The sequence below is a fragment of the Cohnella hashimotonis genome, from assembly GCF_030014955.1.
Classification (GTDB): Bacteria; Bacillota; Bacilli; order Paenibacillales; family Paenibacillaceae; genus Cohnella; species Cohnella hashimotonis.
In genome coordinates, this window is record NZ_JAGRPV010000001.1 from 7,750,655 (window position 1) to 7,772,664 (window position 22,010).

General features: G+C 59.5%; 7 protein-coding genes. All 7 read right to left on the reverse strand.

Annotation, left to right across the window (positions count from 1 at the left end; translation table 11 throughout):
* Positions 1-81 precede the first annotated feature (81 nt).
* On the reverse strand, positions 82-1,455 hold the full coding sequence (locus KB449_RS30945; protein WP_282912034.1) for an ABC transporter substrate-binding protein: 1,374 nt from the start codon (positions 1,453-1,455) through the stop codon (positions 82-84).
* Positions 1,456-1,561: 106 nt separating this feature from the next.
* Positions 1,562-3,724, reverse strand: a complete 2,163-nt coding sequence (locus tag KB449_RS30950; protein ID WP_282912035.1) for an amylo-alpha-1,6-glucosidase — start codon at positions 3,722-3,724, stop codon at positions 1,562-1,564.
* 155 nt (positions 3,725-3,879) lie between these two features.
* Positions 3,880-4,899 (reverse strand): LacI family DNA-binding transcriptional regulator, encoded by a 1,020-nt coding sequence (locus tag KB449_RS30955; RefSeq protein WP_282912036.1) that lies wholly within the window; start codon positions 4,897-4,899, stop codon positions 3,880-3,882.
* A gap of 188 nt (positions 4,900-5,087) precedes the next feature.
* Entirely contained in the window at positions 5,088-5,630 is a 543-nt protein-coding gene (spoVT, locus tag KB449_RS30960) for a stage V sporulation protein T (protein ID WP_282912037.1), read from the reverse strand.
* A 316-nt stretch (positions 5,631-5,946) separates the two neighbouring features.
* Positions 5,947-12,432, reverse strand: a complete 6,486-nt coding sequence (locus KB449_RS30965; protein ID WP_282912038.1) for a cadherin-like domain-containing protein — start codon at positions 12,430-12,432, stop codon at positions 5,947-5,949.
* A 326-nt stretch (positions 12,433-12,758) separates the two neighbouring features.
* Complete coding sequence (locus KB449_RS30970) at positions 12,759-13,448, reverse strand: S1C family serine protease (protein WP_282912039.1); 690 nt, start codon at positions 13,446-13,448, stop codon at positions 12,759-12,761.
* Between the two features lie 62 nt (positions 13,449-13,510).
* Entirely contained in the window at positions 13,511-21,997 is an 8,487-nt protein-coding gene (locus KB449_RS30975) for an S-layer homology domain-containing protein (protein ID WP_282912040.1), read from the reverse strand.
* Positions 21,998-22,010 lie beyond the last annotated feature (13 nt).

Consider the following 22,010-nt stretch of genomic DNA (forward strand, 5'->3'; position numbering starts at 1 on the left):
GGAGAAGCCGGCGGGGAAGTAAAGCTGTGGACTCCCCGCCGCCGTTCCGACCGTGTTGCTTGCCGTGACTCATTCGTTCTTTTACTGATTTTTGGCCGCCGCGAGGTCGGTCGTCGCTTGCTTGGCCGCGGCGTCGAGCTCCTTTTTCACGTCGATCGGCTTGCCCAGCATCATCTTGTCGAGCACGGTCTGCATCGCCTTGGCGCCGGAAGCGCCGAAGAATTCGCTCGTCTTTTCCGGGAATTCCTTGATGTTCGGGATATCGTCGAGGAACGGCTTCAGATGCTCATCCGTTGCCTGACCGAGCTTCTCCGTCGTGGACTTGACCGCCGTGAAGGCGTACTGCGCCATGACCTCCTGGCCTTGCGGGCCGGTCAGGTACTTCAGATAATCCCAAGCTGCGTCCTTATTGGCCGACTTGGAGTAGAGACCGTAGCCGGAGTAGCAGATCGTGTTGGCCGCACCGCTCGGACCGACCGGCATCTGGGCGACGCCGAAGCTCAGGTCCGGGTTCTTCTGGTAGTCGGCAACCGGCCAGCGGCCCGTCATGGACATGGCGACCTTGCCTGCCGCGAACAGATCGACGCCTTGGAGAGCTGCGGAATCCGCATTGGACGGACTGATCTTGTCCTTGAGATACATGTCTTGGTAAAGTTCGAGCGCCTTGACGGTACCGTCGCTGTTCATGTAGCCTTCGAATGATTCGCCGTCCGGGCTGATGACGCTGCCGCCGTAGCTGTTGATGAGCGGCAGGATCGCGCGCAGCCAGCCGCCCGGGAGGCTGACGCCCCACTGCGTCGTCTTGCCGCCCTTTTGCACCGTCAGCTTCTTGGCCGTTTCGTAGAACTGATCCCACGTCCAGCCCGTCTGCGGATAAGCGACGCCCGCGTCGTCGAACAGCTTCTTATTGTAGTAAACCGCGATGTCGGAGTAGTCCTTCGGAAGCGTATAGTATTTGTCGTCCAGCTTGCCGACGTCCAGAACGCTCGTATAGTAGTCGTTCAGGTCGATGCCGGAGGCGCCCTGGATATAAGGCGTCAGATCCTCGAGCGCCCCCTTTTGCATGAACATCTTGACGTCGCCGTCGCCGATCTGGAAAATGTCCGGCGCTTGGCCCGCGGCCACCTGCGTAAGCAGCTTGGTGCCGTACTGATCCGGCACGGACTCGATGTTGATCTTTACGTTCGGGTGCTCTTTGGTGTAGTTGTCCGCGATTTGCTGCTGCTGCTTCAGGCCGTCTCCGCCGTCCCAAGTGCCGACGCGAAGCGTGACGTTCTTGGCTTCGGCGGACGCCGAAGGACTCGCCGACGTGGAAGCGCTTGCGGATTGCGTCGCGTCATTCGTGGCCGCAGCCGATGACGAGGACGCGTTATTGTTGTTGTTTCCCCCGCATGCCGTCACCGCCATCGCAGAAGCCAAACCGAGTGCAAGTAATGCCGTTCCCCTTTGTCTCATGCACGAACACTCCTTTGGTTAGGTGTGAAAATATGTTTAAGGGATTCCGCCGCCGCGTCTGGCGCACGGCGGAGCCTCTAAAACCGATGCTAGGCGTTTGCGCCGGTCAAGCGTTGACGCCGGCTGTCCGCCGATCGTCGACTTGAACGGCGAAGCCGCTCGAGTTGCCGACGACGTCGACTTCGTAGCCGCCCTCGCGATCCCGCCGCACGTCGACGTCCAGCGTGCCGGCGCCGAGCTTGATGCGCCGTGCCCGGAGCCGGTTCATGCCCGGTGGCAGCGCGGGCGCGAGCCGAACGGTGCCGCTCGGGCCGTCGATGGCAAGGCCGAGCATGGCCGTGAGCATGACGAGCGGCGTGCCGGCCGCCCAAGCTTGCGGCGAGCAGGCGACCGGATAACGGACCGGTCGGCCGCGCTCCTTCGCGTAGCCGCAATATAGCTCGGGCAACCGGGCGTTCTCGAAGTGCGTGGCGGCGGCCAGCAAACCATCGATGACAATGCCGCTTTGCTCCGGGAAGCCGCCGGCAGCGAGTCCCATCAGACACATCGAGTTGTCGTGGGGCCAGACGCTGCCGTCGTGGTAGCTCATCGGGTTGTAGCCCGTCTGGCCCTCGGCCATCGTGCGGATGCCGTAGCCGCCGAACAGATCCGGCGCCGTCAGCCGCTTCGCTACGGCAGCCGCCCGCTCCGGCGCGAACAGCCCGGAGGCCAGCACGTGTCCCGGATTGGAGGTGACCGACCGGACCTGGCGGCCGTCGCGGTCCAGCGCGATGGCGTAGTAGCCTTCCTCCTCCATCCAGAACGCCGCTTCGAATCGCTCCCGCAGCGTCTCCGCCTCTTCGGCGAGCCGTGCGGCCATGCCGCGCCAGTCGCGGCCCGGCTCCTCCGGCAAGCGGGGAAGCTGCTCGGACAGCAGCCTCTTCGCCTGGTAAACGTAGCCTTGTACCTCGACCAGCGCGATCGGCGTCCTCGCATACTCGCCGTCCCGATGGACGACGGAATCGGCAGAATCCTTCCAGCCCTGGTTCGCGATGCCCTTGGCCGACTCGCTGTGATAGGTGACGAAGCCGCCCGATGCAGCTGCGTTGCGGTCGATCCAGCCGAGTGCGGCTTCTGCGTTCGGCAGCAGTTCGCGCAGGGCGGACAGATCGTTGGTCCACTTGACGTACTCGGCCAGCAGGACCAGGAAGAGCGGCGTGGCGTCGACCGTGCCGTAGTAAGGCGTGAACGGCACCTGGTTCGTGTTCGCCAGCTCCCCGCGGCGCATCTCGTGCATGATCTTGCCGGGCTGCTCGTCGCGCCAGGCGTCGTCGCGCTCGCCTTGATACCGCGCCATCGTGCGGAGCGTGGCGAGCGCGACCTCCGGCCTTACCGGCAGCATCTGCAGCGCGGTGATCAGGCTGTCGCGGCCGAAGAGCACCGCGTACCAGGGAAGTCCCGCGACGGGGAAGCGCCCGAGACCTTCATCGTTCAGCAGCACGCGCAAGTCCAGCAAGCCTCTCGCATACAGGGCGTCAAGCTGCGGATCGTCCGTTTCAAGGGTCGCGGACGTCGACACCCACTCGGCGTAGTCCGCCTCCAGCCGCGCCAGCGCTTCCGCTCTCGGCGCTGCGGCTTCGGGCTCGGCATCCCCGATCGAAGGAATAAGCAGCAGCTCGAGCGACCGGGAGGCGCCTGGCGCCAGGGAGACTGCCAAGCGGACCGTGCCGTCGACGCCTGCGACGGCTTCCGGATCATCCCAGCGAATCCGCAGCGCGCGCCGGATGCCGTCCGCGCCCGCATAGCCGAAGCGCAGCGCGCCCGCCGATGCTTCAAGCTGTTCAGCCGTGCCTAGTTTGCCCCCCATGAACCCTCTAACCACAAACATATCCGTAAAATCAGCTTCGAACCGCAGCGAGATGTCGAAGGATAGCTGCGCAGGACTGAAGTTGGTCATCGTCAGCTTGTCGTACAGCACGTCGCCGTAGATGAACCGCGTTCTGCGCAGCTCCACGGACTCCCGCCAGAGGATCAGTTTGCCGTCCTCCTCCATATGCGGATTCGTCAGCACGGTCTCGGACAGATAGTTCTGGTCCGCTTCGGAGGACAGGACAATCGGCTTGCGGCCGTTGATCAGCAGCTCCATCCGGCTCAGGAACCGGGTATCGCTGCGGTACAGCCCGTAGCCTGCTTGCTGCCCCTCGCCTGCGTCGGCAGGCGGCGGAACGACGTCGCCGGACAGGTCGGTCAGAAGGAAAAGGTCGTTGTCTTTAATCACCCGGTAGTCCATGCGGCATTTCTCCTTCTTGCGATTGGTCGGCGGCGAGCGGTTGTCGGTTGAGATTTATTAAACCGCTTTCATTACGCCGCCAAGGATTTCCAAAACGTTTCGGTTTTTAAGGAAACAAAAACGCCTCTCAGTCATCATGGCGTGGAGCCAAGCGATTACCCGGAAAAAGGCGCGGTGCTCTGACGGACGATCAATTCGGATTGAAGCGTGATCTTGCGGCCGATGTCCCGGTTCTCCAGCATATCTACCAAAAGCTGCGCGGCTTGGTAGCCCATTGCGTAGCGGTCCTGGCGAATCGTGGTGAGCGGCGGCGAGCAGTGCGCGGCGATGGCGATATCGTCGTAGCCGACGATCGACATGCGCTCCGGCGCCCGGTGTCCGAGCCGCTCCAGCGCCCGCAGTGCGCCGAGCACCATCAGGTCACTTGCCGAGAAAACGGCGGTCGCATCGGGATGCTGGTACAAAATGCCGTACATGGCCTCGAACCCGCCTTCTTCCTTGAAGCCCCCGTTGTAGATCAGCTTGGGGTCGAAAGGAATGCCTGCAGCCGCAAGTGCCAGCCGGTATCCCTCCAGCCGGTCCTGGCTGACGGCCGCTTCGTCGTGGCCGTTAATCATTGCGATCCGGCGGTGGCCGAGCCCGATCAGGTGATTCACAGCCGCGGCGGCGCCGCGTACATTGTCCGTCGTGACATGCCCGACGTTGCGGCTCTCGGCTGGAATATCGATGAGCACGCACGGGAAGTTCGTCTTGTGCACGACCTCCTCGAGGTACGGATCGTGCAGCCGTAGGCCCGACAGAATAGCGCCGTCGACATTGCGTTCCTTGCACAGATCGGCATAGGACTTGGACAGCTGCTTCTTGGGGTTGGTGCTGAAAAGCAGAATGTCGTAATCCAGCTCGACAGCGCGGTCATTAATGCCGCACAGCGTCTCGAAGGCAAGCGAGTCCTTGGCCCCTTCGCGATTGATCTCTGACAGGATCACGCCGATGGTGCGCGTCTTCTTGGTAACCAGGCTCCTCGCAACGGCATTCGGTCGGTAGCCCATCTGATCGGCGAGCGTCTGTATGCGTTTGCGTGTCTTCTCGTTCACGTCGCTGTAACCGTTGAGCGCCCGGGAGATGGTCGTAATGGATACGCCGGCGGCCTTGGCCAGGTCTTTGATTGTCGTCAACGTATCCACTCCTTTTCCAAAACGTTTCGGAAGCTCGTGTAGTCATTATAATTCTAGATGTAAGCCTTTGCAACGATTAATTTAAAATAGAAAAACAAAAAAAGCTTCCGGTTCCGGATCTCTCCGTTCGCGAAGCTTGATTTGTATCTGGAACAAGGTTCGCGAGTAAAAGTCGCGGCCGCCTGCTGTTATTGCTCCATCTGCTTGGCCAGGAATCCGGCTGCCGTCTCGACCATCTTGCTCTCCATCTCGCCCATCTTCATGCCGTCTTCGCGGCTAAGCAGCACGACCGTCCCAATCGGGTCGCCCCCCGCCACGATCGGCGCGGCTACGAATGCACTCAAGCTCTCGCTGTTGTCGCGCAGCAGGTCGAATTGCCCGCCGCTTGCTTCGAGCGTGATTTTGCGGCTCTCCATGCAAGTCTCAAGCGTCTGGCCGATGGCCTTGTCCAAATATTCCTTCTTGGATGCGCCAGCCACGGCGATGACGGCATCCCTGTCGGAGATCAGACAAATATGACCCGTGCTCTCGGCGAGCGACTCGGCGTACTCCTTGGCGAAATCGCCCAGCTCGCCGATCGGCGAATACTTTTTAAGAATGACTTCCCCGTCGCGGTCCACGAAAATCTCGAGCGGATCGCCTTCACGGATGCGGAGCGTCCTGCGGATTTCCTTCGGGATGACTACCCGGCCCAGATCGTCGATGCGGCGTACTATTCCGGTTGCTTTCATGGTTTCGAGATGCCCCACTTTCCTTGGATGTTTTGGACCATGGCCCGAAGCCGCATCAGGTACGGCATACGGCATGTATGACGAACGCGGTAGCTCAGGGATAAGGATTGATCTTTTACCATGGGAGTAGTATTTAACCCCTCCCAATTTCTTATGCGCTCGCCCACAGACGGGCACAGCGACCAGTCCTCGTTTTCCAGTTATTACCCCCCACCTTCCGCACGTGAATCATTGAATATGTCGGCGAAAAAAGGAAAAAGGCCCGTCACGGTCTCCGGGGAGACCTGGTGAACGAGCCTTTTTCGCCAAAAATGGCTTAATGAACGTTATCGTCGATGCTCTTCACATAAATCTCGCTGCCATCTGCAGCTCGCGTGGATTCGTGCGATCTCGTGGCCTCTTCGACCTGGCCGAACGCCCAGCTCGACGTCGGCACATCCGGGAAGGAAGCCGCGACGCCGCCCAGCGGACCCCGATACAGCAGCCTGTTGATCATCGTGACCGCCTCCTGGCGGACGATCGGAGCGCCCGGCTTGAAGGTGCCGTCCTCGTAGCCCGTCGTGAGCGCGTTGCGGAACAGCGCTTCGATGGCGGCCGACGACCAGCGGCCCTCAGCGTCCGCAAATTTCGGATCGAGCGGCTGCGCGACCTTCAATTTCAGATAGCGGACCATGACCGCTGCGAGTTCTTCGCGGGTGACGGGGCTGTCCGGGTGGAAGCTGCCGTCCGTATAGCCCGTAAAGATGCCGTTATCCGACGCGATGCGGATGTAACCGCTCGCCCAGTGCCCTTCGCGGACGTCGCTGTACTGCGCCTTAAGCGTCGTGCTGCCGCCGTCGATCAGACGCGCGATGATCGCGGCCAGCTCCGCCCGGGTCAACGTCCGGTTCGGAAGGAACTTTTTGTCCGGATAGCCGAGAATGTAACGGATATGCGAAACGTTGCCATAGCGGTTGGAGAAAATAAGCAGCTTGGCCGACGACTCAGCGTTGGCTGCGCCTTCGGGCGTAAAATTCGCGGCCGATGCCTGGGCATCTACCTCGGCCATCCGTTCAGCCGCGTCGATCTGCGGCCACTTCAGCTTAGCGAGGAACTGTCCGCCTGCAGCCGTCTCCACCGTGCCCGGCTTCCAGACGATCTTGCCGTTCGATACCGTACCGCCGGCAGCGTCCAGCACTTCCGCGCCTTCGGGAATCGTTAGCGTGATTTGCGCGTCCTTTGCAGCGGCATTGCCGTTGTTTTTGTATTTGACGGTTACGGTCGCCGTGCTGCTCTCCTCATAAGTGCTGCGATCGATCGCAACATTGACGGTCAGATCCGGCTTGCCCGCAGGCTCCGGATCGGCCGGCGTCGACGGAACGACCGGGGTCGGCGATCCGGACTGAGGCGTCAGCGGAACGTCGTGACGTACGATCGCGAACTCGACAGGAATCGTCGGGCTGACGTACGTCTCATATCCTGCAGCCGTCACAACCAGGTAGTAATCGGTCGTCGGATAAACCATGTAGGCGTATTTGCCGCCGCCCTTGCTCGTCTGCGGATTGGCGTTGTCGTTGGGCGCGAAGCCTACGATCGCAGGCAGCACGACTTCGGTGCCAGGCGTAATGCCCGCAGCCCTGTTGCGCGGCGTATCCGCATAGTAGAGGACGACGTGCGCGCCGTCGACAGCCGTACCTGCCACTTTATCCGTGATGTCGCCATAGGGGTCGATCAGTTCGTCGAGAATGTTGAGCTCGCCGTCCGCCGACAGCTCGAACTTCGGCAGCGTGCCGTCGTTGTCGATCGCGTTCATGATGATTTCCTTGGCCGCACCGCCGCCCTGGGCGTCGGGTAGGCTGTACACGATCGCCAGGCCGTATTTCTTGCCTTTGACCAGGCCCGGGATGCTGAACACGCCGCTCGGATCGAGCGCGAATGCGTCTTGTCCATTCACCGTGACGAACGCGCCGGTGTCCGGGTCCTTGATCTTGACCTTAATTTGCGCCGCCATATCGCGGTCGGCCGAATCCTGGTCGTTGAGCAGCTTCTGCGAGCCGTCGGGCTTCGCCAGAACGATAATACCCGTCGCAACCTTTTCGGAGTCGAAGTATTCTTCGCCGCTGCCCGTAATTTGGCCGACCTTCGCCGTCTGCTTAAACGATACCTGCTTGGTCTCTCCGCCGACGGTGACCGGCTTGATGATCTCGATGTTGTAGTCGAGATCACCCTCGGGAACCGGAATTGCATATTGCCCCAGCTCGTCCGTCGTGGTCTCGGCGGAGAAGCCGATTGCCTCGTTCGTGATGCGTACCGTAACGCCTTTTTCGACGACGCGCTGGCCGTTTACCGTCGAAGCCACGACGCCGCGGATCGCAGCGGGCTGGAATGTTACGTTGAGCTGCTTCTTGCTGTAGATGCCTCTAACGGTATCGTACACCTCCGCCGTCACCGGAATGACCTGGGCGGTTGTGCTCGCGATTTTAGACGTCTTGTACGGGATGACCGCCTGACCGAATATATTCGTCACGGCTTCGTCCCCATCAGGGAAGGTGCCGGACGGCGCGCTGAATTTGACCTTGACGCCCGCGACTGGCTGCGCCTCGCTATCCAGCAGGGTCGCCGTCAGTTGCGACGTAGAGACGCCGTCGCCGATGAGCGTGTCCGGATCCGCTACAAGACGGATGACATACGTGCCTGGCTCCGCGATCGCGATCGTTACCTTGGCTGGCGCGGACTTGGCGCCATGGTTGTCGGTGACCGTAAAGGTGAAGCTGTCTTCGCCGCCGTAACCCGGGGTCGGCTTGTAGGTGTAGGTACCGTCCTCGTTTACTTCCACATTGCCGTGCGATGGACCGCTCTCCTTGGCAAATATCAAAGTGTCTCCAGAATCGGGATCGCTGCCCTGCAACATGCCGTCGTATACCGCGCCGTTCACGCTAATGACAACATCTTGCGCGAATGCGGTCGGCTTGCGGTTCGTGATCGTGATCGTCACCGTAGCCACGTTGGAGTATGCCTTGCCGTCGGTTGCCTTGAAGGTGAAGGTATCTGTGCCCACATAACCGGCAGCCGGCGTGTATGTGTAGCTGCCGTCCGGATTCACCGTGACCGTGCCTTGAGCGGCGTCCGTATCCAATGAGTAGGTCACCGTGTCGTTCGTATCGGCATCCGTGGCGGAGAGCGTGCCGTTTACCGCCGTATTCGGATACGTGGACTTCGAGCCGTCGTGCGCGACAGGCGCGACGTTTGCAGACACGATTGGGCCGTAGCCAGTGCTTACGACCGGTAAGCCCATGATTACGCCGTCTTCCGCGACTGGCGTGACCTCGAAGAAGAGATACTTGCCCACATCGCCTGCGACCGGCGTATACGTCTTGCTCGTCGCGCCGGTTACGACCGTCTTGTCGCTGCCGTCAGCTTGGGTGCCGACGTACCACTTGAACGTCGAAGTTCCTTGCGTGTCGTCGTCTGCGTCACCGTACGTGTAGCCGCCCGTCAGCGTTTTGCCGACTTCCTTGTCGCCCGTGATGGCCACGTTCGTCGCTACTGGTGCCGTGTTCGCCGGCTTGATAACGCCATAGCCCGTGCTCACGACCGGCAAGCCGGTAAGGACGCCGTCTTCCGCGACTGGCGTGACTTCGAAGAAGAGATACTTGCCCACATCGCCTGCGACCGGCGTGTACGTCTTGCTCGTCGCGTCGGCGACTACGGTCTTGCCGCTGCCGTCAGCTTGGCTGCCGACGTACCACTTGAACGTCGAAGTTCCTTGCGTGTCGTCGTCTGCATCACCGTACGTGTAGCCGCCCGTCAGCGTTTTGCCGACTTCCTTGTCGCCCGTGATGGCCACGTTCGTCGCCACCGGCGCCGTGTTCGCAGGCTTAATTACACCGTAGCCCGTGCTCACGACCGGCAAGCCGGTAAGGACGCCGTCTTCCGCCACTGGCGTGACTTCGAAGAAGAGGTATTTGCCCGCATCCCCTGCGACCGGCGTATACGTCTTGCTCGTCGCGCCGGTTACGACCGTCTTGTCGCTGCCGTCAGCTTGCGTGCCGACGTACCACTTGAACGTCGAAGTTCCTTGCGTGTCGTCGTCTGCGTCACCGTACGTGTAGCCGCCCGTCAGCGTTTTGCCGACTTCCTTGTCGCCCGTGATGGCCACGTTCGTCGCTACCGGCGCCGTGTTCGCCGGCTTAATTAAGCCGTAACCTGTGCTCACGACCGGCAAGCCTGTCAGTACGCCGTCTTCCGCGACTGGCGTGACCTCGAAGAAGAGATACTTGCCCGCATCCCCTGCGACCGGCGTGTACGTCTTGCTCGTCGCGTCGGCGACTACGGTCTTGCCGCTGCCGTCAGCTTGGTTGCCGACATACCACTTGAACGTCGAAGTTCCTTGCGTGTCGTCGTCTGCATCACCGTACGTGTAGCCGCCCGTCAGCGTTTTGCCGACTTCCTTGTCGCCCGTGATGGCCACGTTCGTCGCCACCGGCGCCGTGTTCGCAGGCTTAATTACACCGTAGCCCGTGCTCACGACCGGCAAGCCGGTAAGGACGCCGTCTTCCGCCACTGGCGTGACTTCGAAGAAGAGGTATTTGCCCGCATCCCCTGCGACCGGCGTATACGTCTTGCTCGTCGCGCCGGTTACGACCGTCTTGTCGCTGCCGTCAGCTTGGGTGCCGACGTACCACTTGAACGTCGAAGTTCCTTGCGTGTCGTCGTCTGCGTCACCGTACGTATAGCCGCCAGTCAGCGTTTTGCCGACTTCCTTGTCGCCTGTGATGGCCACGTTCGTCGCTACCGGCGCCGTGTTCGCCGGCTTAATTACGCCGTAACCCGTGCTTACGACCGGCGAACCAGTAAGCACGCCTGACATTGCGACCGGCGTGACTTCGAAGAATACGTACTTGCCTACGTCACTTGCGACCGGCGTATACGTCTTGCTCGTCGCATCGGCGACTAAGGTCTTGCCGCTGCCGTCAGCTTGGGTGCCGACGTACCACTTGAACGTCGAAGTTCCTTGCGTGTCGTCGTCTGCATCACCGTACGTATAGCCGCCAGTCAGCGTTTTGCCAACTTCCTTGTCGCCCGTGATGGCCACGTTTGTTGCTACCGGCGCCGTGTTCGCCGGCTTAATTACGCCGTAGCCCGTGCTTACGACCGGCGAACCAGTAAGCACGCCTGACGTTGCGACCGGCGTGACTTCGAAGAATACGTACTTGCCTACGTCACTTGCGACCGGCGTATACGTCTTGCTCGTCGCGTCGGCGACTACGGTCTTGCCGCTGCCGTCAGCTTGGGTGCCGACGTACCACTTGAACGTCGAAGTTCCTTGCGTGTCGTCGTCTGCGTCACCGTACGTATAGCCGCCAGTCAGCGTTTCGCCGGCTTCCTTGTCGCCCGTGATGGCCACATTCGTTGCTACTGGCGCCGTGTTCGCAGGTGCGATCGGGCCATAGCCTGTGCTTACGACCGGCGAACCGGTGATTACGCCTGCCGTTGCGACCGGCGTCACTTCGAAGAATACGTACTTGCCTACGTCGCCAGCGACTGGCGTGTACGTGCTGCCGGTTGCGCCGTTCACCAAAGTCTTACCCGTGCCGTCGGCATTGCTGCCGACGTACCACTTAAACGTCGACGTGCCCTCCAAGTTACCGTCCGCGTCGTCGTAGTGATAGTCGCCCGTCAGCTGTTGACCGACTTCCTTGTCGCCCGATATCTCGACATTTGTCGCTACCGGCGCCGTGTTTGTAATCTCCGAGGTGTCCGTTGCCGGCGTGGAAGGATTGCCATTTGCATTAACCACGCTGGCTGTCACCTTGACGGCACCCATCGCCAATGAAGATAAATCGACGTTCTTGGTGTAGCCGCCTCCGCTCACAACATTTGTGGTAAAAGTAAGAATCTTTCCTGCGGAATCTTCGACCGTAATCGTGACTATGTCACCGGTTGAAGCCTTTGTGGTTGTGCCCGATAGAACGACATTCGGAAGCTCAGCAACCGACAGCTTCCCATCCGTGCCGTCCTGGACCTCCACGTTAATTGTAGGAGAATCTGCGTTACTATAGGTTGCCGGGTCATCGAATATACCGCCAGGCGCACCAAAATTAAGCGAGAATTGTCTCCCTATTCCAGTGCCATTATTAAGAGAGCCCGTATTGCCAATTAACACGCTAATTGTCTGAACAGGCGCATCGTAATGGGCAATAAACGAAGCCGTATTGTCGAAGCTCACGTCCTGAAGCGACTTGAGGACTCCCTTAAATCGTGTGCGGCCGCCGCTCGGACGATCACTGACAGGCGAGTTTGCATCATAAATGGTCAAACTCGTTCTGTAGTCTGTAGTGCTCGAATTTTTATTGCCGACTTCATAGCTCGAAAATCCCCCGACTTCGGCATATTCCTGGTAGGAATTGTTGCCGTCCAGATCGATCGCTGTCAGATTGAAGCCTTTCAGATAAACAGGATCGCTCGTCCCGGTTCTTACAAAGCTGATCTGAAACAGGATTCCGCCGGCTCCCCCGCTTGTAGATATCGTTGGATTAAACCGTCGGAGGATATCAGCGGATTTTCCGGACGGGTCGTCGTCCAACAAGTTCAGGGTGGCCGTCGTATCCTTGCTGACGATTTTGACCAGCGCGTCGACCGTAACGTTGTTTTTGGTCAGAACATTTTTATAACGATAAACGTTGCCTACCGCATTGCCCGAAGTCCCCGATTCCTTAGAAGGATTATTCGCCGATGAATTCGATGTAAAATCGAGGTAATCGCTGTTCGTTAAAGGCACCAGCAGCGGCTCGGAAGCTGCACTTGCTTTTGTAGGCGACAATGAAATCGAGGATCCGAGCAGAGCAAGAATTAACAGGTTCAAAAAAAGTCTATTCATCCATTTCGATTTATTTGCGTGGTTCGCTAACATAGAGAATGAATCCCTTCCTTCTTAAAATTATATGTTGAAAAATCAAAGAAAATTTTCCAAAAATCCTCCCTTGTACCTTTGCTTTCCTTTGAACTCCAGCCTTTTTTACTATTATCAACGATCGTTCTGAACATCTACTGAACAAATTGCTAATTTTTACTCCCATGATGGCTTATAAATAAAAAAATCCTCCCGCAGGAGGACATTTTTGGCCCGCTACGGGAAGATAAAAGGAATTACTTCAGCTTGCCCGGCAAAATCTTGCGAATGTCATTCGTATCGATAACGAGATGAATATTGTCCATCGTGCGAAGCGAGCCGGATATGGTACCTGCCAGACGACCCGCATCATCGAGTACAGGACCGCCGGACATCCCGCTGACGATCTGCGAGGAGGTCAGGACGCGATCCCGGCCGTTAATTTTCGCCTTGGGATTGTTGACGATGCCTTGCGTAATAATTGGCGTGTTCTTCAGCGGATATCCGATCGCATAGACCGTCTCGCCAAACTTCAGCGCCTCAGACCGTATAGTCAGATACGGATATGCGCCGCTAGTCAGCTTGGCTGTCTTTGGATCGGGCAGCTCAAGTACTGCAGCATCCGTCAACTCATCGTAGCTTACCACTTTGACCGGGCTAAGCACCCGTCCGTCGCTCAGCTGCGCTTCAACGCGGGCAGCGCCCTTTACGACATGATAGGCGGTAAGCGCAGAGCCTCCGGCCGAGACGATCGCGCCAGAGCCCGTCGCTTGAAGCGTACCCTCGCTGTCCAACACCCGCAAATACAACGTCGCAGTGATGGCCATTTCGTAGCTCTGTACGGCGTCGATGCTATCCGTCTTGGCCGCGCTCCCCGTACCTACGCTTAAGATCAAGGTTGCCAAGAGCGCAAGCACCATACCGGTAAACCTTATTTGTGCTCTCAATCTAGTTCCTCCTATGCAAGGTGTAAAAATGGCGGGGCTTAGGCCCCGCCATACTACGACCGTTATTGCACGACAGACATGATGTCTCGATAAGCCCAGTGTGTAGCAGGAAGATCCTTGAATCGGACAGGCAATGCTTCCGTGTTGATTCCGATGATCCGGTTAATCAGCACAACCGCTTCAGCCCGCGTAATCTTGCTCTCCGGACGGAAGGTGCCATCCGGGAAGCCCTTGATATAGCCTGCCGTGGTCAAGGCGCCGATGTAATTCTCGGCCCAGTGACCCTTCACGTCGCTCTGCTTGACGGCGCCGCCGGTTGCCGGATCCAGATGAAGCACGCGTGTCAGAACCGCAGCGAACTCCGCTCTGGTCAGTCCCCGGTCTCCTGCGAATCCGCCGCTCGGATAACCTTCGATAATGCCGGCTGCGTTAAAGAAGGCAACCGTATCTGCGGCATCCGATTTGACGTCGTCGAACAGGTTGGCGACGCTGACTTGCTCTTTGTCGAGCAGCGGTGACAGCGCGTCGACAAGCTCGTAACGCGTAATCGCCTGGCTCGGCTTAAACGTATCATCGGCATAAGCCTTCATGTAGTTAACGTCTTTAGCGTCTTCTTTCAGGCTGTAGCTTGCATTTTCCACCTTGTAATCGATGGAGACGACTTTGTTGTCCTTGTCGGTCATGAACTTGATCGTCATGCTGGAGCGAAGCACGATCGGCCCCGTGTAACGCAGACTGTTCGTCGTCGGTTCCGTGCCGTCCGTCGTGTAGTAGATCACTTGTCCGGTCGGCGCGTTCAGTTCCAGCTTGCTGTTCTTCGCGACAACGACAGGAGCGGTGCCCGTCGTATCCTGCGTCTTGCTGCCGATGGATGCCGTTACGGGCTCGGTCGGCGTTACTGGCGTGGATCCGCCGCCACCGCCGCCGCTGGAAGGCGCAGCCTGAGCGATCCAGCGATCGCTGAATATATCGCTGTCTTCTTTGCCATCGGCTACAGCGATCGCTTTCAGCGTCGTGGTACTCGTCAGCAGCACGGAACCTGGGTACAAGGTCGACGTGAACGGATTCGGCGTCGAACCATCCAGCGTGTAATAAATTTTCTCGCTTGAATCAATCACGCGGAAAATGACCTGTGTCGATCCGTTAAACGAGCGGCTGTCCGATTGAGGTTGCGGCACGTTTGCTTTTTCCGCGAACTTGAAGTCCGACGGACCGACAATGATATAGCGCGATGCGTCGCCAAAAGTCACCTTCAGCTTTACCTTTTGGCCTTGCGGCACACTACCTTTCAGTTGTCCCTCATCTTGACTCAGGCTCAAAGCCGCAGGAGGCGCGAAGGAAGTCCAGGTCAGGGCATTCGTCTCGGCCTGGGACAAACCGAACTTGCTAGAAAGCTTGTTCAACGTGTCCTGCGCGCTCGGAATCACGGCAGCCGATGCCAACAAGCCATCGTTTGTCTGACTCCAGTCAGCGAGAATTGGATAGAATCCTTCTTGAACCGCCCATACGTTTGCATCGAAGCCTTCCGGAAGCTTGCCGTCCGTCAGGCTTGCTGCCGACATGCCGAGCGCGCCGGAGGCATTGCCCGCAGCCGCCTGACCGGATGCTTCGAAATAAGGCGTATTGCGCTTAAGCGCTTGAGCGTTGTATCGCGATCCGGATACCGAAGTGCCATCGACGATCTGACCTGCGATGCCGCCAAAGAACGATTGCCCCGGCAAAATCGTGCCGCCGATGCCAGCCCCGACTTCGCCGGAATTCAGCGTGCGCAGGATCGAACCGCCTTCGGCCAAACCGACGATGCCGCCGGACCAGGCTTGCACATTCCCCTTGGCCACGATCCGACCTGCGGAGTAACCGTCCTCGATAGTCCCTGCGCTGTTGCCGGCGATGCCGCCCGACAAAGCTTCTTTGGCTTCAACCGAGACATCCGCCATTGAGAACGACTTCAGTACCCGGCCATCCGCCGTATTGACGGCAGCGATGCCGCCTGCGATAGCGCGGCCTTCCGGTGATGTGCTCTGAATCGCGCCCGAGCTGTAAGAATTCTCGATTAAGCCGCGGTTAACCGAAGCGATGCCCCCGGCACGATTCGCGGCTGTCACTGCAGCGTCGCGTACGGCAACGCCACGAATGACCGCGCCGGTGTCGTTGACGCCGGCAACGACCGCTGCGTCAACGGTCGATGAGACAATCGGCCGATCGAAGACGACGCCAACGATCTCTCCGCCATTCGTCGATGCAAAGCTGGCCGACCCGCTGCTGGCGGGCTGAAGCGCAGTCAGCTTGTGCCGACCGCCTTCGAACGTGCCGGTGAACGTCTCGTAAGGCACAAAACGGATGCCTTCGAGGTTCAGATCTGCCGTCAGCGTCAGCTTCGGCAGATTCGGCGCTTCGTTTGCCGACCGATTAAATAGCTTATAGTAAGCTGCGCCGGTCGAGTTTTTCAGCAATACCGTTCCTTGAAGACGCGGAGCTGTAGCGATCTCTACGTTGCCTGCATCCGGTTCGTTCAGGAACAGGGTATCGACGTCAATGGTCCATTCGCCCTTGGCGTAGACATTGATCGTCTCCGCCTTCGTCGCTTGTCCCGAAGTGCCGCCGTGTCCGACTGCGTCGAGTTGGCCTGTATAAACGGCGCCGGAGAGCGTGCCTCCCGTCAGGAGATTACCGATAATAGAACCGGTGTAAATGCCGCTGCCGGTAGCCGGTGCGCTCACTTCCTTAATATCGGCGGAGACACCCTCCAGCGTACCAGCGTTTGCGCCGGCGATGCCGCCGGTATGCGCGCGGGTAACCGCCTTAGCGGACGAAGCAGTCAGCTTCTGCTGCAATGCATAGGAATCGATAATCGATCCGGATGCTTCAACCGATCCCGCCAGACCGCCAGTGCGAAGGTCCAGACCGCTCTGCTGAACGTTACCGGAGGCGTATGCGTGCTCGATACGATAATGATCCACCGAGCCGGACAAGCCGCCCGCATAAGAAGCCGACTTCGCTGTAACGGTGACTGCGCCCTTGGCCCAAACGTCGCGGACAAGCGCTGTATCGGGACCAGTACCCGTGAGCTGTCCCGCGAATCCGCCGACCATCGGCGTGTTAAACGAGTTGGCTTCCGTCAACGTCACCGGCATGTCCGTCGACGCGTTCTGAATCGAAGTGCCCGATGCTTTTCCGACCAGACCGCCGGCATGGGTATATGGCGTTTCGCCTACCGCAGAGATCGCGCTCGTGACGACCAGCTGCTTGCCGCCGGAAGACAGCACTTGCGTATAGTAGATTCCGCCGCCTGCGGCTTGACCTACCGCGCCGCCTGCTTCGTACGCCGTACCGTTCGCCACCCGAACGCCGCTGTTCGTCTTCGAGGCTGCGATAACGCCGTCGCTATAACCGGCAAGACCGCCTGCCAGGATCGTATCGCCGCCGTTCACGGACAGATCGGTTTGCGAGTCCGCGTAATAAATGGAAGCATTGCTGTTCTTGCCGACGATGCCGCCGGCATACAGCTTGCCTTGGAAGTTCAAGCTGCCTGCCGTTTGCGAGCCGCCCTTCATTTCCGCCTGATACAGCCCCGGATACAATGGGGTCATCAGGCCAAAATCGAACGCCCGGTCCCGATCGGTTGCGGACAGCTCGCCGACGATGCCGCCGACGACGGTATCGCCGCTGCGCGTCGTAGCGCTGATGTCGCCCGCCATCTTCGTCTTGTAGAGAACCGAATCCCTGGCCGAGCCGACAATACCGCCGGCTGTCACGGTTACACCCGCGCCGCGCACGGTAGCCGACGAATCGACATTGCTGGTAGCCGTATTTACGATCTTGCCGGCCAAACCGCCGACAAGCGCGCTCAGGCTGTCGCCCGAAGAGGCGACGTTGAGATCGCCGATCGTCACGTTGCGGATCTCGAACGAATTGTTGCCTGCGCCTGCTTTGTCGCCCACGACGCCGCCGACGATGCCTTTGCCCAGCACGTGAATGCCGGGAACTTCGGCGCTAACGTCGATGTCGGACAGTATCGTACCGGCTGCCGCACGACCGACGACGCCGCCGATGACCGATTCCGGCCCGCCTGCCTCCAGAGCAGCCCCTTCGAACACCAGCTTCACGTTATCGGCTTCGCCGTACACGTAGCTGCCGATCGCGCCGCCGACAATATTGCGATCAGCGTTGGAAAGGATCCGGAAGTCCGGAGAAATCGTTAGCTCGAATCCGTGAATGTCCCCGGATTGCCGGCCGACAATACCGCCGATAATCGCATCTTCTGTGTAGCTTACGACAGAACCTGCGGTTGAAGCGAGCGACAGTTGCCCGTCGATCGGAAACGTATTGTCGCCGACGAAGCTGCCGACAATCGAGCTATTGTACGCAGCTTCGACGCCGCCGTCGTTCATAATCAGACTTAAATGACCCAACGTACCCGTGTTGCTGCCCAGAATACCGCCAACGACGCGTCCGCTAACCTTGGCTCCGCCAAGCAGTCGGACTTCAATTCCGTCTACGGTTCCTTCGTTGGAGCCTGCCAACGCGCCGGTATACTCAAGACCGGCTACGGCCAGCGGCTCCAGCTTGATCTTCTCTACCTTGCCCTCCGGTGCAATGACGCCGAAGAGACCGGAATACGCATGGGCCGGTTGCAGGCTGAGACCATCGATCAGATAATCTCCGCCGTCCAGATGCCCACGGAAAGGATTCTCCAGCTTGTCGCCGATCGGCGTCCATTGCCTGGACTGGATATGAATCGGACCAACGATCTGGATGTTGCGATCCTTGAAGTCGAAGCGGTCTACGCCGGCGATGCTGCCGTTGACGATGCCCGCCAGACCTGCCAGCTCCGCTTCGGTGGAAATCTGGAAGTTGATCGCACCCTTGTCGTTCATGTACCAGTTGATGTTGGCATTAACGCCGCCGCTGGTGTCGTCGCCCGAATTCGCGATCCGGTTCACTTCCGGATACTTGTACTGGGCGTCAAGCGACCCGTAGCGCCAAGCCTGGACAAAGTCCCATCCCGACTGGGCAGGGAACACCGTCCGGTCCCGCAGCGTGCTCACGGTCACCGTATCCAGACGCAACGGCTCGTCCAATGTCGTGGCAGTGCCGGTAGCGAAGTCGCTCAAACCGACATTCAGGTTGCCGGATGCGTCCTTGACCACATAGTTCTTGTACAACAGCTCCATGTCTGCGCTATCGTAGCGACCGGCATAGGCGCCGGCTGCCGCGCCGCCCGAAGCAAGCACCTTTGCGGCGGAGTACGTATACGAGATCTTGCCGTCTGCGATACGACCGGCCAGACCGCCGACAAAAGAATGATCCATTGTTGCGGAAGCTTCGCCTGCTGCATAAGCATTTTTAACAGTGCCTGCCGCCTGGTCGCCGACCAGACCGCCGACGACGCTGTAGCTGCCGCTAGCCGTGGCGATGCCGGCAAAGTAAGACAACTCGATGCTGCCGCTATTGCGTCCGACCAAACCGCCGAGATAAACGGGAACGGAAGAAGTGCCCGTCGCCCTGCCCGTGACCTCGATATCCACGTAGGAACTCTTGACGGCGCCGTCGTTTTGTCCGACCAGGCCGCCAACCAGCGTGTTCTCGCCTTCCACGTTCAAATTCGCGTTGGAATACGTGTAATACAACGTGCCGGTCGCCCGGTTAATGCCTGCCAAACCGCCCACGGTGGCGTCACGGCCGCGCGAGATCACCGGGACCTTGTCGGCCACGTTGTTATTCGCGATAAGGCTGCCGTTGTCGCCGACCATCCCGCCGACCAGAGCCGACGGAGCGGTGACGTTCACGCTGCCGACCGCCCGGCTGTTGCGAAGCGTGCTGACGGCGCTGCCGGGATTGATAACCGGATCGCCTGCGCGAGCGGCATTGACGCCGACCAGTCCGCCAACCGTCGTGCCTGTAGCTGAAGCGTTAACCTTCAAGCTGAGGCCTTCCGTCGAGCTGTCCGCGATAAATGCGCCTGTCGCTTGATTGTAGCCAACCATGCCGCCGACTACAGTGGACGGATTGTTGACGTTCAGATTGATGCCCATCGACATGATCTTCTCGATGCGCGTCGCTTCCGCGTAACCGGCGATGCCGCCGATGATCGGATTGGTAGAAGCCGCAACCGTGCCGATCAAAAGATCGTCGACGTTGACTGCCGTTGCATCGCCAACGATGCTGCCGTCGATGATGCGGCCGGCGATGCCCCCCGCTGCCGAGCCCGCCGCCTGAAGGGCCAGATTCACATAGTTCGGCGCATCCGCCATCGCTTGCGGATTGCCAATGTCGGTGCTCTTTGCATATCCGACGATGCCGCCGGCGTTGATGTTCGGCGCCAGCACGCTGACCGTCGGGTTCTCTCCGCCGATCAGCTTGACGTTGTTCAGGCTGGCTCGACCGCCGTCCGGGCCTTCGGAACGGCCCACAATGCCGCCTGCCGACGAATCGGCGCCCGAAGCTTTAATCTCGATTGCTTCCGCTGTCGAGCTGCTGACGGAGCCGCGGTTGAGGCCAGCGACGCCGCCGATCGAACCGCGCGCGCCCGAGGCCGTAATGACAGTGCCGCTCACCTTGCTGCCTGCAGCCGCACCATGGTTTTCTCCGAATACGCCGCCCAGGCGGACGTCTTCTCCGGTAGATTTCAGCTGCACGCGCTTCACCTCGACGACCATGACCGGTGCCCGATTGACCCCGACCGCGCCGCCGAAGCTGCTGTCCGTCGCGCCCGCATCAATCAGGAAGTCTTGTACGATTACCGGCGCTTCCGTCGTACCTACGCTGGCTTCGGCTGTCAGACTCCCTGCAATGCCCCCTGCTGTATAAAGACTCTTACCGCTGCCTGCGGCAATGCCGACCCGAGTGACCTTGCTGCCCGTGATGGTCAGCGGCTTCTCATTGAGACCCGCAATGCCGCCGACGGTCCAGCTGTCCGCGCCGGTCGGAAGGCCGGTGACGGCCTCCAGCTTGACGCTGTCATAGCCGTTGTATTCCGATGCGCCAACCTCCGCACCGTACACGCTGCCCTGCATGCTGCCGCCGACGCCGCCGACGGCGCTGCCGACCGTATGGGTTTTGAGCGAGATATACTTGACCGACACTCTGTTGACTGCGCCGTCAATATACCCACCGACACCGCCGATCGAACCGTCTGCATCGATTGTCGCATACTTGCTTGCGATGCCGCCGACCGCGACTTGGGTGTAATGACCGCTGCCGTCCCCATTCGCGTCGCCGACGCCGCCGCCCTTGGCATAGCCGACGATGCCGCCGGTATAGGCATTGGCGCCGTTAGCTGCAATGTCCGCATTAAACGATACGTTCATGATCGTGCCGCCGACGGAATAGCCGGCGAAGCCGCCGGTATACACCTTGTCCGCGCCAATCGCTTGAATGTTGACTTTGTTCAGGAACGATCCCGACCAGCTGTAGTTGTCTCCGAAATAACCGGCAACGCCGCCGGTATAAACGCCGGTGCCGCCGCTATTGTGGATCGTGCCTTTGTTCTCGAAGCTGCCGCGGAGCACGGACCGGTCCGTAGCAGGGGCTTCTGCGGCGCCGACAAAGCCGCCTGCATAAGAACCCGTTCCTCCGGGAGTGTCCACGGTAATTGTTCCTTCGTTCTTCGTCAGGCTGGAGATGGAGATCCGCCCGCCAACCCGGCCGGCGATCCCGCCGGCATAGCTGACCGTCGCGCCGTTTGCGCTAATGTTGCCCTTGTTGACGATCGGCGTATCCTGGTCCTCAAGCTCGAGCAAGCCCTCGACGTAGCCGACAATGCCGCCTACGCCGATTGTCCCGCCCTTACCGTCTACCGTTATATCCTTTTGATTCTCGGCTTGCTTGATTCTTAATCCATGCGCGCCGCCGTAGCCGGCGATGCCGCCAGCGTACGAAGTGCCGTTGGTCGTGACCGTCTTGGTATTCACGACGTTGGCGATGGTGCCTTCGCCCATCCCAACAATACCCCCGGCATACACGTTGTATGCCGCGTCGGTCACGCTGATCTCGATATTGTTGGTGATGTTATATACGAGGCTGCTGCCCGTCATCTTGCCGACCGCAGACCCCGCGTATACTTCGTACGCGGAATCGGCGACGCTGATCCGGCCGTTGTCGGCAAAGGTAAAGCCGCCGAGCGTACCGGCCTCCATATACCCGATTAACCCGCGATAGCTGAGATTGTCCGGAATCTTCATCCCCGAGATCGTGAATCTGGCGCCGTTTTGCGCGATCATCGTTCCCTTGAAAGGATGTTCTTTGTCTCCGATCGGCAGCCACTCGTAGTTAGAGAGGTCCATATCGCCGGCGACTTCAAGAATCTTGTTCTTGAAGCCGTTCACTTTGCCGTCCGGATCTTCGCTGACCAGCTTCGCTACGCCGGCCAGCATTTCGGGCGTATTGATATTAAAGGTCGAATAAATGGGATTATACCAATTCGTCTCTGCCACGGAATCCCAAGTCTGAGGATCCGCCATAGCCTTTGGTCCGAAGGACAGAGCCAGGCTCCCCGTCAGCACCGTCGCCAGGATCGTCCCGACGACGGATTTCAACTTAAATGCCATCTTCACACCGCCT